The sequence below is a fragment of the Alteromonas confluentis genome (genome assembly GCF_001757105.1).
Classification (GTDB): domain Bacteria; phylum Pseudomonadota; class Gammaproteobacteria; order Enterobacterales; family Alteromonadaceae; genus Alteromonas; species Alteromonas confluentis.
In genome coordinates, this window is the sequence record NZ_MDHN01000009.1 from 12,046 (window position 1) to 28,396 (window position 16,351).

The following is a 16,351-nucleotide window of genomic DNA, read 5'->3' on the forward strand; positions in this document are numbered from 1 at the left end:
CATTAAATATGAAAAGACTGAGTTTTATAGTAACACTGATGCTCTTAACCGGGTGTCACTCAACCAACCAAGCGACAATGACGATGAGAACAACAGAACAAACCGATCCTGAATTTATGGCGATTCAAAATAATTTTGTTGAGAATGAGTTGAACGCGCTGGAAGTGCTCACACCGTTGCAAAAGCACATTAGCCTGATAACGGCTCTCGCTGTTCAGCAGTCGTTCCCTCAACTTAAGAGGCAAGTGCGTCTGGCAATTGATGATGGCATTGCGCCGCTCACGATTCGCGAATCGCTTTATGTGGCCGCCCCTTTTACCGGATTCCCTCGAATAGAGAATGCCCTCGTTGCAGTTAACGAAGTATTCAATGAAAAGGGAATTGTACTGCCTCTGCCGTCACAGGCGCAGAGTAGCAATGAGAGCCGGTACCAGGCTGGTCTGGCCATACAATTGCCCATTTACGGCAACGAAATCAAAAATGCGTTTGCAGATTTACCTGCACCCTACAATCAGAAGCTGCCTGCTTATCTTACCGAACTTTTATTTGGTGACTTCTATTCAAGAAGTGCCATCGACAACCAGACTCGTGAACTCGTTGCGCTCATCACATTAGCCACTCTGGGTGCTGAAAAGCAGCTTGCCTCCCACGCAAGAGGCAATTTGATTGTTGGCAACACTAAGCCAGAGATGATTGGTGCGCTGGTTCATTGCCTGCCTGTACTGGGGTTCCCAGCCGTTTTCAATGCGATTAATGAGGTCAGGAATATCGATATTGATTAAACCTGCCGCACAAGTGCGGCAACCAGAATACCGCATTCACCAAACGCTTCCGGGGTGCTAATGAAATTGCCAAAAAAAACACCAATCCAGGTACCGACAATCCAGAAAGACCACAGCGCCAGACCACCTCCTAAGAGCAAGCCTAATCCGGGCTTATCATTATTAAGTGCCCGCATTGACAGGGCCCAGTTTGCATCTGAAGCGACAACCATGGTGGCGTATCTTTTGGCCGGCGGTAATTGCTTTAGCCACGGATACAGCGTTGCGCCCATCAAAAGATATCTGGCGTTGATAGCAAAAACGGTGAGTACCAGAGGAATAAGAGAAACCTGTTCACCCCAGAGATCAAGCGCTGCGAACTGAGAAGCACCTGCAAAAACCAGCGTACTCATAATAACCGTATCGGTTTCGCTCAGACAGCTCTGCAATGCAGCCAAACCAAATGCTGCCCCAAACACGGCGACGAAAAGGGATATGGGAACGAGATGTTTAAAGCCGTCCAAAATGAGTGGTTGAAATGCTTTGTGGCCGTGGCAGTGTTAACCCGTTGTAGTGTACCTGAACAACTGGAAATTTTAGGCAGTGATCATCATTTCGGACCACTCGATCCCATGGAGGTGGCGGTGATACGCAGCCGCCATTCCAGTCAATCCGAGGCGGTGGATGGTTTGCACGATTTGTTGGTTAAAACGCTTGGACAGGGATCGGCATATGCCTAAGGCCTTATTGCTCATTCCCATTAGCCTCGGCGGGTTTCCGTTTCAACATTCCCGTTATTTTAATCGGCTGATAAAAAACAAAAAACTACAAATGAAGGGTGTTGCTATAGTTTCAACGGCAACGTATTTTGGTTTCAAATTAGCCACATATTGAATAGACCATGAAACTCAATGAATTTGGACAACCGGTTGGTGAAGCGTTACCAGAATGGCAGCCAGTTGAACCGCCTACAATATCGTGTATTGAAGGAAAATACTGCCGATTAGAGCGACTCGACGCTCATCGTCACGCAGAGAGCCTTTACCAAGCTTTTCAGCAAAGTGAAGATGAGCGGAATTGGACCTATTTACCTTACGGCCCTTTTACTTCATTGCAGGACTACCGCGATTTCCTGGTAGGAATGGCGAATAAAAGCGATCCATACCAGTTTGCCGTTATCGACAGTGCGACTGGAAATGCTGTGGGCACGGTTGCTCTGATGAGAATTGATGTTACAAACGGGGTGATTGAAGTGGGTCATCTGGTTTATTCACCCTTGATGCAACGCACAGCAATGTCGACAGAAGTAATGTCGCTATTACTTGAATATGTGTTTTTCACCCTAGGTTACCGAAGGTTGGAATGGAAATGTGATTCACTTAATGCGCCATCCAGAGCGGCGGCAGTGCGGTTTGGCTTTACCTTTGAAGGTATTTTTCGGCAAATGCTGGTAACACAAGGGCGAAACCGCGACACCGCGTGGTACGCCTTATTGGATAGTGAGTACTCAAGACTGCGTGTGGGCTATCAGGCCTGGCTTGCGCCTGATAATTTTGATGCCGCAGGAATGCAGATGCAGAGGCTGACTGATTTCTTTGATGTCGATTAAGGCGGCCCGATTTATTCAGCGTTACAAAAGCGGTATTCAACCTACCTTAAACATCAACGTAAACCGCGCCCCGCCATCTTCGGCATTCTCTGCCGTCACGGTGCCATTGTGTAGTTGCGCGATGGCTTTTACGATGGCAAGACCTAGACCGTGTCCATTGCGGTTCGGCGGGAATTTCGCGAAAGGTTCGAACAGGTTACCCAGTTTATCGTCGGGGATGCCGGGCCCATGGTCCCGCACGCTCACGGAGCAGTCTGCTTTAACTTTAAGCTCAACGGTTTGTCCGGCTGATGAAAATGACACGGCGTTATCGACCAGATTCGCGATAGCGACTTCCATCAGACCTTCATCCCCAGGGATGATGACAGCGGATTGTTCAATCTCGAAACTGAGCTTAACGCCTGCTGTTTCTGCAAGCAGGTGACGTTCTCTGACAACGCGCTGGCAGCACTGCACTAAATCGATATCGTGCTCATGATTCTTCGGGCCACCAATACGCATTAGGCGAAGGAGTTGATTTACCAGGTGTGACAGGCGTCTTACGTCATCAATCAGCTTTTCTTTAAGATTACCTTCATCCATCATTTCCAGCCGGGTTCGCAATACTGTGAGCGGCGTGCGCATTTCATGGGCGGCGGTAGAAAGGAAAAAATTGTGCTGCTTCTGGGTCTCATCAATACGCGACAACATTTCATTTACCGCCTGAACAAGGGGCAATACTTCGTTGGGCAACCCCTTTTCAGGAAGCTTCTGATGCAGGTTTTTGGGATTGAACGAGTAGGCGACTTTGGCCACTTTATTCATTAGCCGCCAGTTAAACAGCAGGATGATGGCGGTGATAATGAAAACCCCGGCAGCAGCAAGGATCAGGTTTGCGCCTACATCTACCACCATGCGCTTATAGAATGCCCACAATGAACTCTCAGGCGGCGCATCAGCAACCGTAACGCCGGAAAACTCCAGATAGAATGCATAATCGTTGCAGTTGCTGTACTGAATGTAGCCGTGATCACCGTTATCTGAAGTGGCATCAAAATACGATGAACACAGTTTGGTTTTGTTTACGTCGCGACTGATTTCATCAATATCATCGAAACGGAAGGCTGAATAGTACTGCGGAATTCTACCATTACTGAAGATTTCACCGTCAACCATAAAGAAGTAGCTAAAATCCGGGTTGTTGCGTTGAAAGTTGTTGAGGGATTCAGACAGCTGAAATTGCTGGCTGGTGATTTTGCCCTCATGACGGGCATCCATAAAATCGCGGATCTCCCGGCGCACCTTTTCATTGGTAAAATAAATAGGGTCGGGTTCGGTGAGATCAAGGTCGGAAATGGGTAAGTAGGCAATGTAGTAAATAGTGGCTGAAATAAACACCAGCGAGAGGATTAACATCTGCCCAATCATCGAGCGATGTATTTGCCTGAAAAAACCAAATGTGAGGATCCGTTTCATTGTATCAGTCCTTATCAGAAGCGAAGCCTCACCGTAGAGGTCAACGTGATTAAGAGTGTAACACGCAGGTTAAGCTCTGGTATCGGGCCGGGGCAGGCGAACCAGAATATCTTTGATAATTGCATCAGCGCTTATGCCTGAAGCCTGGGCTTTAAAATTACACGCAATTCGGTGGCGTAAAACCGGAAGCACCACGCTTTCCACATCATCACAACTCACCGCAAACCGGTTGGCAAGCAGTGCTTTTACTTTGGCTGCCAGCATCAGGCTTTGAATACCACGGGGCGACGCACCCAAAGAAACAAATTCATTTACCATGTCTGTGGCATATTCGCTGCCAGGTTGTGAAGCCATGACAAGCCGGATGGCGTAGGTTTTAGCGGCAGACGGCACTGGGATGTCGCGCACTGTCTGACGGAGGTCACGCAACGTTTCAGCTGAGGTCTTTGGCTGAATTTCAATTTTGGCGTTGCTGGTGGTCCGGTCGATAATGGTGTGATAATCCGACTCGGAAGGATATCCCACAATCAGTTTGAACAGGAAACGATCGAGTTGTGCTTCCGGCAGCGGGTAGGTGCCTTCCTGATCAACCGGGTTCTGCGTTGCCATTACACAAAACGGGTCCGGCATTTTGATGGTTCTGTGACCGGCAGTGAGCTGCTTTTCCTGCATCACTTCCAGCAGGGCCGACTGGGTTTTCGGTGTGGCGCGGTTTATTTCATCGGCCAGCACCAGGTTAGAAACAATCGGGCCTTCCTGAAAAGTCAGTGTGTGCTTACCACTACCATCGTCCATTAGCACTGAACTACCCACAATGTCGGCAGGCATCATATCCGGGGTGAACTGGATACGGTTGAACTGCAGATTCACCACCTGACTTAATGTACTTACCAGCATGGTTTTACCCAGGCCGGGTACACCTTCAATCAGCACATGGCCGCCCACCATCAATGCGGTCAGCACGCCATCAACCACGTCTTGCTGACCCACAATCATTTTGTTTATTTCATTGCGAATGGTTTCGAAGGTTTCAGAAAACTGACGCACGCGCTGTGTAGCAGCATCAATAGAGTGTAATGTCATAATTATCTGGCTATGCCTTTATGAGGCTGTAGCCCAATCCTCGTGTGGTTTGGATTTTTATCTCGTCAGTGTGTTCAGACAGGTTCTTTCTCAGTCTGCTTACCTGAGATTCCAGAGAGTTTGAAGAGACAAACTTGTCGTAGCCATATACTTTGGACTCAAGGGATTCCCGTGATACCAGGCTGCCTGGTCTTTGCATTAAAGCTTCAAGTACCAGCGCTTCGGTGCGGCGTAAATTCAGCACTTCGCCATTTACGCTAAAACCCCGGCTTTCAACATCGTAACTGAGTGGGCCAAAGGTTTTGACATCGCGTTTAATTTTTATTGGTTGTTTCAATGCATTGCGAATGCGGGCAAGTAATTCTCTGGGTTCGAATGGCTTGGGGATGTAATCGTGTGCGCCGGATTCCAGGCCGCGAACACGGTCATCCACATCGCCAAGGGCAGTGAGTAATATTACCCGCTGAGGTTTATTCTGCTCTTCAAAATAGCGCAGCATAGTCATGCCTTCGCCATCAGGAAGCAGCCTGTCCAGCAATACCAGGTCGAAGGTATTCTCACATACGGCCGTTCTGGCAATAGAAAGGGTAGGGGCGAGGTCTACCACAAAGCCGTTTTTTTCCAGATACGCCACCAGCGTTTCCGCAATGTTTTCGTCGTCTTCAATCAGCAGTAATCGCATGGGATACCTCACCCGAAAATACAAAAAGCGCCCCATGGCGGGGCGCCGCTTTACTGTTAGAACTCGTACTGCAGTTCCAGTGACAGTGTACGACCAGCAACATTGTAACGTGCGGAGTCATACGGTAACTGTCCTACCACCACCAGTGGCGGCTCTTTATCGAACAGGTTACGACCGGCGAAATTCACCCGTAGTTCTGGTGTCACCTGATAACTGGCGGTGAGATCAATGGTGGTCATTGAGCTTACCGTTTTCACATAATCAGGGTTAACAATGTTACCAGCTGTCAGAAGCCCTTCGTTGTCGTTGATATAACCTGGTGTGTAGTATGCCCACAACGTCGCGTTTAAATCTCCATAGCTGTATCGCAGAGACGCATTGATTTTATACTCATCAATACCGCCCAGCGTACCCAACTGAGACACCGGTTCGCTGTTGAAGAAGGCTTTGGATTCCGATTTCAGGTTATCCAGGTAAGTAATACTCGGGCTGAAATTACCAAAATCAGTGCGGATGAAATAGCCGATATCATACATCACAGACGCATATTCAGAGCCTGTCAGGTTGAATGTCATGTTGCGAACTTCAGTAATCCTGCCGTTTTCATCACGAGGATAGAATTCTTCGAACGTGTAAACCTCACTGGCAGGCATCAGTCTTATCAGGTCGGCCGTGTTCGCATACTCATTGTCGATGGTGGTGTTATTGTAGGTGATGTCTACGGTCAGGCCACCAAGTACGCCTTTCGGGTACCAGGACAACGTGTAAGCACTTTGCTTCGAGGTTTGCGGTTCAAGGTCCGGATTGGGTGCGGTGGTACGAAGCGCATAATATCCGTAGTAAGAATCGCCATAGTCAAAGTCACAGCTTTCCGTTGTGCGGCAGTTGAATATCGGGTCATCAGAGATATAAGCCGTATATTGCTGTGTACCCAAAGAACTGAATAAGGTGGTGTAAGGCGGCGCCTTAAAGCCTTCTGTCCACTTGGCACGCAGGGTAATTTCGTCGGTAGGTTGCCAGTTAAAACCGTAGGACGGCGTGGTTCTGCCAAAGGTATTTTTACCGTAAATCAGTTCTCCGCCCATGTCTGGCAGAATGTTGTCGACCGTACCAATAGCTCCTTCGGTATTGTACTCATCACGACGGGCTGCAATGCTCAGGGTCAATGCTTTAGCAAAAGGCACATTGGAGTCTTTTCCGAAAACCGGGATAGACGTTTCGACAAAATAGCCTTCCCGCGTACGGTGCATTGATTCACCGGTAATGTAAGCAATTTCGTTACTGCCAACGCCATCGTCGTTGTATTCAGCACCAATCGCATAATTAATTTCACCGGCAGGCAGTTCGAACACCGAGCCGGTTAAACGTAATTCAAAGTTTTCCAGCTTCGACGTTCTTTCTTCTGTTACATCCTGATAGAAGAAGTCACTGATTGAGCCGCCAGTGCCATCCGCTGAGGATTTCCACGGGTTGAATGCAACGGTAGGATCTGAACTGGTGAGTGCTAAACATTGACGATCGAAAAGATCCTGTCTGAAGGCAAGCTCATCACCTGAGTAACGGCCCTGACTCAGGAAGAAGTTGTAACAGGCAACGCCGTTAGGGCTGGTAGGGTCACTGTTAAACGAAACTTCAGATCCAGACTTAAAGCTGCTTCCGGTGGTCTTCGAGCGGGATGTGGTATAGATGAAATCGACCTTCGTATCATCGGATATTTCGTAGGTCAGCCCTAAATTCAGGTTCCAGGAATCGTTTCTGTTTTGTGTATAGCCCAGCGGTAACTCGCCGGTCGCAATTTCATCTTCAGGATGATAATAAGCAGTAACGCCTGGTGACCAGCTACTTAATGCATACGCAGGGAACGGATTATAAGCTTGTCCTGGTGCAAGGGTTACTGATAACCCGCTCCATTGAATGTCATTCTGAGAGGATTCGCTTCGGGTAAACATACCGTTACCCGTGAAAACCAGGTGCTCGGTAAGACGCTGTTCAAAACTGACGGTGGCACTTTGGGTTTCTGACTCTGGGCCGCCAACGCGGGGCACAAAATCGCGCATGGCTTCACGACCCACCAAAATCATATCGTCCATGGTGGGTTGGCCGGTAAAGCCCGGTGCGACGGTATAAGCTTGTGTAAGCGTATCGTACATACCGGTTTCAGGGTTGTACGTAGAAACAGAATTATCGATAAGAGCAGGTTGACCGCCCGCAGTGAACGAACGACGATCATAACTTGGATCATCATTGAAATAAGGCGCGTAGTTGTTCGTCACATAGCCTGTTTTCGCGTTGATGATGGGGGCGCGTTTTGAATAGTCCAGCGTTAACGACACATTACCGGATGTCCATGCCTGGCCGGTGTATAAACTGATGCGTGAGTTATCTGCGCCGTTGTTTGAGTCTTCATGCTGCACACTCACTGTTGAGCCTGAATAGCCGCTTTTCAGAACAAAGTTGATTACGCCACCCATGGCGTCGGCACCATAAACGGCAGAAGCACCGTCGGTCGTAATTTCCACCCGCTCAATGGCACTTAATGGAATACCGTTCAGGTTAACAAAGCCATCCTCGATACCCGCCGCGCCAGCGACCCGACGACCGTTAATGAGGATAAGCGTGCGGCCTGCGCCCATGCCGCCCAGGTTCGCGGCAGAAACACCCAGCGCACCAATGGTTGACATACTGCGCGAGCTGCTGCCTACACCAAGGGGACCATTGGGATTCAGGTTAGCCATACCACCGATGGTAGCGAGGTTTTGTGGCAAGGTGCGGATTAGCTCTTCAACACTGGTTACGCCGCGACGTTTTATTTCATCTGCGGTAATAATTTCAGGTTTGTTGACGATATTCCCGTTTTGCAGACGAGAACCGGTAACTAAAATTCGTTCTTCAATAACCGGCGAATCGGCCTGAACAGACGAATCCTGCGTCTGAACTTCTGTATCTTGTGTGGCGTCGACAGCGACCTCTGATTCCTGAATATTCGCTGCAAGAGAGGATGTGTGTATTCCCAGTACCGCAATCGCAACCAGCGACAGCGGAAATTTATTGTTATTCACTTGTTGTTTCTCCGAATTGAGTAAATTGCCCATTCGAGTTTGGCGGCTAGCTTATATGTCATTTTTATTACTAAGCTCGAACGCCTTTTTTATAGCGAATAAACCTTGCACCAACCTTGCAGCGTGCATTTTTTATACATGGATAGTTAACCGATATTTAAAGGTTATATTAGCAGAATGAAATGAACGTGAAAATTACGCAAGACGTGGCGTACGGGCGGTATAAAACTGGTGAATACTGCGTGTCATCATGTACAATTTAACTTCTGATATGTGCAAAATTAAGCCAGACAAAGAGGCTGATAGTCATGATCCATCCCCGTTTCGCTCCCATTGTATTTGCCTTGTTCATGGCATTTTTTATGTCTGGCATTATGTCCCTGGTGGTGACCATCATTAACATTGGATTTGTTGACGACCTTCTCACCCGTTGGCTAACGTCCTGGCCCATGACTTTTGCCATTGCCTTTCCCATCATCATGATGGTTTCACCCGTGGTGAAGCGCATTGTGGGTAAGCTCGTGATGCAGGAAGCGGTGGTCAGGCAGCGGTAAGCCAAATTTCTTTTAACGGCAACGGCAGGGAACCTGTTTGTCGATACTAACTAAAGTCACGCCCGGTAGTCCTTACTGGCGGTTATCTGCCTTCTACTTTTTCAACTGTGCGGTGCTCGGCACTATGCTGCCGTACTGGATGTTGTTCATGCAGTCGCTGGACTATTCAGCATGGCAAATCGGCCAGCTCACGTCGCTTCAAATGGTTACCGCTATCGTCGCACCTTATGTATGGGGGGAAATCTGCGATCGGGCGTCCTCTAGGATTCGGGTTATTCAGCTGGGTAACCTGTTCGCCGTGGTTAGCTTTGCAGGAGCGTTCTTCTGTTTCAACAGTTACTGGGCGCTGGTGGCAGTTTTGTGCATGAGCGCTTTTTGCTGGCAAGGACTAAATGCCCAGTTTGAACTTATCACCCTTAGTCATCTGGCAAATAAGCCAGAAAGATATGGGCGGATCAGGTTATGGGGCTCCGGCGGATTTCTTACTGCGGTGTGGGCAGTGGGTCAAATCGTGGAACAGTATTCCGTGGACTACCTGCCGTATATCGTGCTGGGTTTGCTGTGCGTTTTGTGGCTGGTCACGCTGGTAAATCAGGGGCCGCCGACACTGCCCGTTTCATCGAGGCTACAGGGAAATACAGAAAGTTTGTGGAAACAGTCCGCGCTGTGGGGGCTGCTATTTATCTTCTTCTTAGTGAATTTCAGTCACGGCAGCTATTACGGCTTTTACAGTTTATTGCTGAAAGAGCAGGGGATTAGTGCCGCCGTCACCGGTAACTTATGGACTGTGGGTGTAGCGTCAGAAATTGCGGTGTTTGCGCTGATGCCCTGGCTGATGCGTCATTTTTCGCTGCGTACACTGTTGCTTCTCAGTCTGGCGCTCACCACTGTGCGCTGGTTGGGCATGGCGTCCCAGAGCGGAAGCGTGGTGGAACTGACCTTATTGCAGCTTCTGCACGGTATCAGTTTCAGCGCAGTACACACCATCGCGGTGCTGCTTTTTAAGCAGGTTGCATCAACACGAGACCAGGGAAAAGCGCAGGCGTTATACAGCGCGGTATGCATTGGCGCGGGGCAAGCAAGCGGCGTGGCACTAGGCGGTTACCTTTGGGCATATTCTTCCAGTGTGGCGTTTTACTTCAGTGCCCTGGCTGCCCTCGCATCACTGGTTGTGGTTTTTATCCTGATGCGACGGGTCGGCAATATTCAGTACCGGACGACCTGAACACTGCGGCATAAGCAGCACTTGCTGGTCTATGCGTGCCTGGCTACTGCTGGAATCTTTGGTCGATATGTGAAGGTCACCTAAAGCCAAACAGCGGAACTTGTTGCTAACTCATTTTTATCCCAAAATGAGCTTATATGGAATATTGACCACAATAGTCTGCATCCTTAAAACCAATACTGAACTTTATCCCGTGTAAAATAAATCCTACCCCGCTGCCTATTCATCGGAAGAGAAATATGAACCTGTACCTTGGATGTATGTTTGAGTGTTCACTCTTCCATGTATGATATCCAAGGGCTAACTCTCTATTTTATATTACTTTACGTCTCTTCCAATGGGACATCATGAAAATTGATTTTGTACGCGAATTGTCGTACATTTTAAGGTGTGGTATGGGTTTTAAGGATGCTAAGCGGCAAGTCATCGAGTGTTTAGAAAAAGGGCTCGTTTCTCATGAAGTGAGAGATGACATTGACGTTAAAAATCTATTGGCAATCGGGAGAGTGACACTTGAAGCAGGATTGGTATATCAAGTGGTACTTTGTAGAGCCGAACAGCGTATTCATTAGTGTTCATCATTGAGGAAAATTATGAAAATTTTCAAAGTAGGCGAGTCGCAAAAGGCGGCATGTAATAAATGCCAATCATTTGAAAATGCGACATTTCAGTTAAGAGATGTGCCTTTCAGTGATGGTCGTGGAATTGTGAAAAATGTACTGGTGGGTGTGTGTGACAAATGTGACAGCGTTACTGTTCTGCCACATCAATCAACTCCGGCCGTCAAACGTCAGTATGAGGCCAGGCGCAAGCCGGTTGAAGGGCGCTTGCCTGCGCACCTGATTGACATTCTCAACCTGGCAACGCTCGAAATCGGTGCATCTACAGACTTTGTTCCCAGTATGATGAAGTACTACATCCATAAATTGTCGGAAGATGAAAAGGCAGCAAAAAAAATCGCGCAGTACCTTAAAAGCGAGCTGGCATCTGGTAGGTCAGAAAAACGCTTGTCGTTAAAAGGACGTCAAATTTTCGATGACATTGAGCACCTTAAAGCGCTGACGCATATTGAAAATACAACCGATTTGCTAAAGAGCATAATCCTGAAAATAAATGAAGATGTGCTGGTTAAGAGAAGATCTAAACCAATCGAGAATCTGAGAAATATAATGGCGGCCGTTGCGTAGTAAGTTAATTGTAAAGTAGGCCCGACAAGGGTCAGAACTATAGGGTTTTATAAACTACTTCGGCACTGGCCCGGTACTTTTACGCACTACCAACTGATGGGGCAGAATATTCACTTCTTGCTGCGGCGGTTTGCCATCAATCAAATCCAGTAGAATAGTGGCTATGGTTTTGCCTATCTGTTCCATAGGTTGGGCAATGGTAGTGAGGGGTGGGGCACAATATTCGCCCAGCGCGATACCGTCTACACTGATCACTGACACATCGTCAGGTATCCGATATTCCAGTTCTCTTAACGCGTGCAATGCGCCAATGGCCGCCAGGTCGCCGAAGCAGAAAATGGCTGTGGGCCGATGGCGTTGTTGCATCAGTCGTTGTGCACCGGTTACGCCTGATTGACTGGAAAAGTCGCCATGAAACACCAGTTTTTCTTCTACTTTCACACCCGCCTTAACCATTGCATCTCGAAAGCCTTTCTCACGAAGCTGGCTACTGTTAATTGTATCCGGGCCGGCAATCACGCCAATCCTTGTATGGCCTAACTTAAGTAAATGCTCAGTAGCTTCAACACCAATTTGGTAGTTATCGACGCCGACTTTGGGAATACCGCTCAGCTCTGTGAACTCGGATGCATTCACCAGCGGTGGAAGTTGTTCGTCCAACGGTTTGGACGGGTCAACATCAAAAGGAATACGACTCGAATTTGTGATAATACCGTCAACTTGTCGGGTTCTCACCATGCCAGCAAAAGTGCGTTCTAAAGCCGGGTCGTCCTGAGTATCGTTAAGCACCACCGAATAGCCCCGCTGATTTGCTACATTCTCGATACTTCTGATCACTGGGGAAAAGTAAGGGTTGGTAATATCAGGCAACATGATAGCGATATTGCGGGATTTACCCTGACGTAGACCGGCAGCCAGCTTGTTTGGCGTATAGCCCATTTCAGCAACCACTTTGAGTACCTTTTCACGGGTTTTGGCACTCACTCGATCTGGCGTATTTAACGCCCGTGAAACGGTTGCCTTGCACACGCCAGCCTTTGTGGCGATGTCGCTCATGGCCATTTCTTTATTGGTATTCGCCGTTGTTGTTTTTTTATAGTCCATTCTCTGGATGTCCCGGAAATACGTTTATTTTTAAGCAAATAACTTCCATCGCTCAGGTCGATATCCATATGTGGAGCCTGAATGAGGGTGGTTAAGTCTGGCATCGATTGCAAAGTAAAGCAATTTAGTTTGGAAATCGATTTCCATTTTGACGTTTTGATTGTCTGTTAACTAAATTTTGCAACTGTTTTATATGGACTTTTTTTGTTTCCAGTTCACAGGTTCTACGTCTGGGTAGAAGGCAGAATTACACCAAACACAAATCAATCGTTTGAGATTTAATGTTAAAAAATAATCTCATTGTACTCTGGGCACGTATCAGTATTTTAACATTGTGTCTCAGCTTAATTTCAATTAATTCATGGCTCTAGACTTTGTTGTTGTTATTTTTCTTGAGAATAGATGTTAATTTTTTGTGTTTGACTTTAGACTTTAGGCTAATGTAAATTCGATATCAGATCGCTGGAGCAGGGCGCAAATGATCCTGAATCCAGCTTTTTATTGCCTGGGTAATGAAATCGGTTTCCAAAAATAAAGAAGGGCGTTACAGCCTATTTACCAGATTTTTTGGCGACAGGTTGCGTGTGGAGTATCGCAGGAGCGCACTGGGCCACTTTTATGGAGAGACACATATGAACACCGCACCACATTGGATTAAACGCAGTGCCCTTGCCGTTGTCATTGCTTCAGCCGGCGTAACCAGTTTTCCGACGCTGGCACAAATTGAAGGTGCTACCCTGCGCGGAAAAGTGGTGAGTACCGTGGACAGTGCCGTAGACAGCGCCGCCGGTAAAAAGGTCATGGCTCGCGATACAGAACGGGGCTATGTGAATGAAACCACCACGCGCGAAGATGGCTCTTATGTGTTTGTTGGTCTGCGACCCGGCACTTATCAGGTCATTGTCGACGGTGATGTGGAAGAAATCACACTAAGAGTCGGCCAGTCTGCGCGACTGAATTTCGATGTGGCAGCCAGCGACGACAATGTTGAAGTGATCACCGTATCCGGTACTCGGATTGAGGCGTTCTCGGGGGGAGAAATTGGCACTAACATCACCCCCGAAATGATGATGCGCCTGCCTCAAAACAACCGTAATTTTCTGGCCTTCGCTGACTTGGCACCAGGCGTTCAGGTGAATACTGGTGCCGACGGCAGCGTGAGCTTACGCGGCGGTGCTCAGCATCAGCGAAGTGTGAATGTGTTTCTCGATGGTGTGAGCCAGAAAGATTATGTACTTCAGGGGGGTGTTACCGGCCAGGATTCCAGCCGTGGTAATCCGTTTCCGCAAAGTGCTATTGGCGAATACAAAGTGATTACCCAAAACTATAAAGCCGAGTACGATCAGGTGGGGAGTACAGCGATCACTGCCGTGACCCGTTCCGGTACCAATGAATTTGAAGGCGACTTTTTTGTCGACTACACCGATGAAGGCTTCCGCGAAGCCGAGCCTAATGAAACGGAAGGCAAAACCCGCTCATTGATTCGCCACGCTGGTGCAACATTCGCTGGCCCGATCATTAAAGATCAACTGCATTTCCTCGCTTCCTATGAGAAGAAAACCATCGCACAGCCACAAGATGTGATTGGTGGTTCCGGCATCGACTTTGTCACCTTACCTTCTGAATACGCATCCAGTATTGGTCGTTTCGCGTCTGATTTCGAAGAAGATCTGTTTTTTGGCAAAATCGACTGGATGATTAACGCCGACCAGACCATAGAAGCGTCGGTGAAACTGCGTGATGAAAGTGATGTATCCGGCTTTGGTGGCGCTAATGCTTATGAATATGGTGTGGATCGTGAAGTGAAAGACCACCGTTACCATGTGAAATACACCTACACAGCGGATGCCTGGCAGAATGAATTCCGTGTGACCTATGAAGATGCAGCGTGGAATCCGCGCGCGTTCACCGATGAAATCGGTATGCGACTGGAAACCGCAGAAAATCAGTCGATCATTAATGTTGGCGGTGGCCAGGACTACCAGGAAAAGGGCCAGAAAGGCTGGGGGATTCAGAACGATTTCACCTGGCTGGATCTTGAATGGAACGGTTACCATGTAATCAAAGCCGGTATCAAATACAAAGACATAGAACTTCGTACCATCCAGCAGCAGCCAATAAATCCGCAGTATTACTACAACGTTGAATTCAATGGCCAGGGCGAATTTGATGTGGTTCAGCCTTATCGTGTTCAGTGGGGGATCCCCGCGAGCGGTTCCGTAGGCGGTGCCGTTGAAGCGAAAAACCGACAATTGGGTTTGTATATTCAGGATGACTGGGAAGTCACCGATCGCCTGACAATGAATATTGGTATTCGCTGGGATTACGAAGAAACGCCCAGCTACAAAAATTATCAAACCCCCGACGAACTGGTCGAGGCGCTGCGTGGCTGGGAAAATATCGAGAACGCAAATTACAATATCGACGACTACATCAGCACCGGCGTTGAGCGGGAGTACTTCACCGGTGCCTGGCAGCCTCGCCTGGGCTTTAGTTACGTGATGGATGAAGACAGAAATCACATGCTGTTTGGTGGCTATGGCCGTTCCTACGACCGCAACCAGTTTGACTTCATGCAGTTGGAAATGAGCACAGGTTCATTCACCACCGCGGAATACTTCTTCCAGGGCGATGCCGCCAATCCTTGTGACGACTCTTCCACAAATTGTGTACCGTGGGATGCATCGTACCTCACGCAAAGCGGTCTGGATTCGTTGATTGCCAGCACCGAAATCCGCGGAACCCGTTACATGCTGCCAAACGATCTTAAAATGCCGTATTCCGATCAGATGAGTTTCGGTGTGCGCAGCGTTTTTGGTGACTGGAATACCGAAGTCAGCTTAGCTCGGGTAGTGAGTAAAAATGGCTTCAACTGGCTGCTGGGCAACCGCTTGCCAAATGGTGAATTCTTTCAGGAAGGCACTAACTGGGGATCGCCGTGGGGTTACGGTATTCCGGGCTGGGGGAGTTTGATCATCGCTACTAACGATGGTGAAACCCGTGCCAATAACCTGTACTTCAAACTGAACCGTTCTCATAAAGATGGCTGGGGCGTGAACCTTGCGTACACCTTTACCGATGCAGAAGAGAACCGGGTCTACAGCGAAGTCTATGCCTTTGATTATGAAAGTGTTGGTGACTACGGCTGGAATAAATCGGTAGGCGTGCCGGACCATCGCGTGGTGATTACCGGTTCCTACGACCTGCCATGGAACATAGCGCTCACCGCCAAGTACACCTGGTCGTCAGAGCGTATCTTCCAATACACCCTGTGTGACGACAATAACCAGTGTACCTTCGAGCGGGCCGAACCGTCGAAGAGCGGCTATTCCCGCTTCGATCTGGCGCTGAATAAGGATTTTCCAACCGATTATCTCGTTGCGAACTCTGTTGCCTGGATACGTTTCGATGTGCAAAACCTGTTCAACGAAGACAACTATGGCAACTTCTATCTTAACCCAGACCTGGAAACCTTCGGCCAGCCTAACTCCAACTCGGCCTCCAACGGCGGTATGCGTCAGTTGAAACTCTCTGCCGGCTGGCGCTTCTAAACCTTATCAATAAGCTCCTCTGAAGAGGACGATTTGCGGGGCAGGCTTTCTGCCCCGTACTTTTACCTGACGACACAACTT

At 48.4% G+C, this 16,351-nt stretch carries 13 protein-coding genes; 7 read left to right on the forward strand and 6 right to left on the reverse strand.

Annotation, left to right across the window (positions count from 1 at the left end):
- Window positions 1-8 precede the first annotated feature (8 nt).
- Window positions 9-782 (forward strand): carboxymuconolactone decarboxylase family protein, encoded by a 774-nt coding sequence (locus BFC18_RS04245; protein WP_083272907.1) that lies wholly within the window; start codon window positions 9-11, stop codon window positions 780-782.
- Here the strand turns inward: BFC18_RS04245 and BFC18_RS04250 are convergent.
- Window positions 779-1,285 (reverse strand): AzlC family ABC transporter permease, encoded by a 507-nt coding sequence (locus tag BFC18_RS04250; protein ID WP_070123960.1) that lies wholly within the window; start codon window positions 1,283-1,285, stop codon window positions 779-781. The genes BFC18_RS04245 and BFC18_RS04250 overlap by 4 nt on opposite strands.
- On the opposite strand from BFC18_RS04250, the gene BFC18_RS04255 reads away from it, so the two are divergent.
- On the forward strand, window positions 1,268-1,501 hold the full coding sequence (locus BFC18_RS04255; protein ID WP_070123961.1) for a hypothetical protein: 234 nt from the start codon (window positions 1,268-1,270) through the stop codon (window positions 1,499-1,501). The genes BFC18_RS04250 and BFC18_RS04255 overlap by 18 nt on opposite strands.
- A gap of 161 nt (window positions 1,502-1,662) precedes the next feature.
- Entirely contained in the window at window positions 1,663-2,370 is a 708-nt protein-coding gene (locus tag BFC18_RS04260; protein ID WP_070123962.1) for a GNAT family N-acetyltransferase, read from the forward strand.
- 36 nt (window positions 2,371-2,406) lie between these two features.
- Here BFC18_RS04260 and BFC18_RS04265 read toward each other — a convergent pair whose 3' ends face one another.
- The 4 genes from BFC18_RS04265 to BFC18_RS04280 form a co-directional block, all read right to left on the reverse strand.
- Window positions 2,407-3,825 (reverse strand): HAMP domain-containing sensor histidine kinase, encoded by a 1,419-nt coding sequence (locus BFC18_RS04265; RefSeq protein WP_083272909.1) that lies wholly within the window; start codon window positions 3,823-3,825, stop codon window positions 2,407-2,409.
- Window positions 3,826-3,894: 69 nt separating this feature from the next.
- The gene (locus tag BFC18_RS04270; RefSeq protein WP_139138947.1) at window positions 3,895-4,908 is read right to left on the reverse strand and encodes an AAA family ATPase; all 1,014 of its coding nucleotides are present in this window, start codon (window positions 4,906-4,908) and stop codon (window positions 3,895-3,897) included.
- 10 nt (window positions 4,909-4,918) lie between these two features.
- Window positions 4,919-5,590 (reverse strand): response regulator transcription factor, encoded by a 672-nt coding sequence (locus BFC18_RS04275; RefSeq protein WP_070123965.1) that lies wholly within the window; start codon window positions 5,588-5,590, stop codon window positions 4,919-4,921.
- Between the two features lie 56 nt (window positions 5,591-5,646).
- Complete coding sequence (locus tag BFC18_RS04280) at window positions 5,647-8,649, reverse strand: TonB-dependent receptor domain-containing protein (protein ID WP_211481010.1); 3,003 nt, start codon at window positions 8,647-8,649, stop codon at window positions 5,647-5,649.
- 308 nt (window positions 8,650-8,957) lie between these two features.
- On the opposite strand from BFC18_RS04280, the gene BFC18_RS04285 reads away from it, so the two are divergent.
- The 3 genes from BFC18_RS04285 (at window position 8,958) to BFC18_RS04295 (ending at window position 11,615) form a co-directional block, all read left to right on the forward strand.
- Window positions 8,958-9,203, forward strand: coding sequence for a DUF2798 domain-containing protein (locus tag BFC18_RS04285; RefSeq protein WP_070123966.1), 246 nt, complete (start codon window positions 8,958-8,960; stop codon window positions 9,201-9,203).
- Window positions 9,204-9,240: 37 nt separating this feature from the next.
- Window positions 9,241-10,428, forward strand: coding sequence for an MFS transporter (locus tag BFC18_RS04290; RefSeq protein ID WP_083272911.1), 1,188 nt, complete (start codon window positions 9,241-9,243; stop codon window positions 10,426-10,428).
- 593 nt (window positions 10,429-11,021) lie between these two features.
- Entirely contained in the window at window positions 11,022-11,615 is a 594-nt protein-coding gene (locus BFC18_RS04295; RefSeq protein WP_070123968.1) for a hypothetical protein, read from the forward strand.
- Between the two features lie 54 nt (window positions 11,616-11,669).
- Here BFC18_RS04295 and BFC18_RS04300 read toward each other — a convergent pair whose 3' ends face one another.
- Entirely contained in the window at window positions 11,670-12,719 is a 1,050-nt protein-coding gene (locus BFC18_RS04300) for a LacI family DNA-binding transcriptional regulator (protein WP_070123969.1), read from the reverse strand.
- A gap of 632 nt (window positions 12,720-13,351) precedes the next feature.
- On the opposite strand from BFC18_RS04300, the gene BFC18_RS04305 reads away from it, so the two are divergent.
- Window positions 13,352-16,270, forward strand: coding sequence for a TonB-dependent receptor (locus tag BFC18_RS04305; RefSeq protein ID WP_070123970.1), 2,919 nt, complete (start codon window positions 13,352-13,354; stop codon window positions 16,268-16,270).
- The last annotated feature ends 81 nt before the right edge of the window (window positions 16,271-16,351 follow it).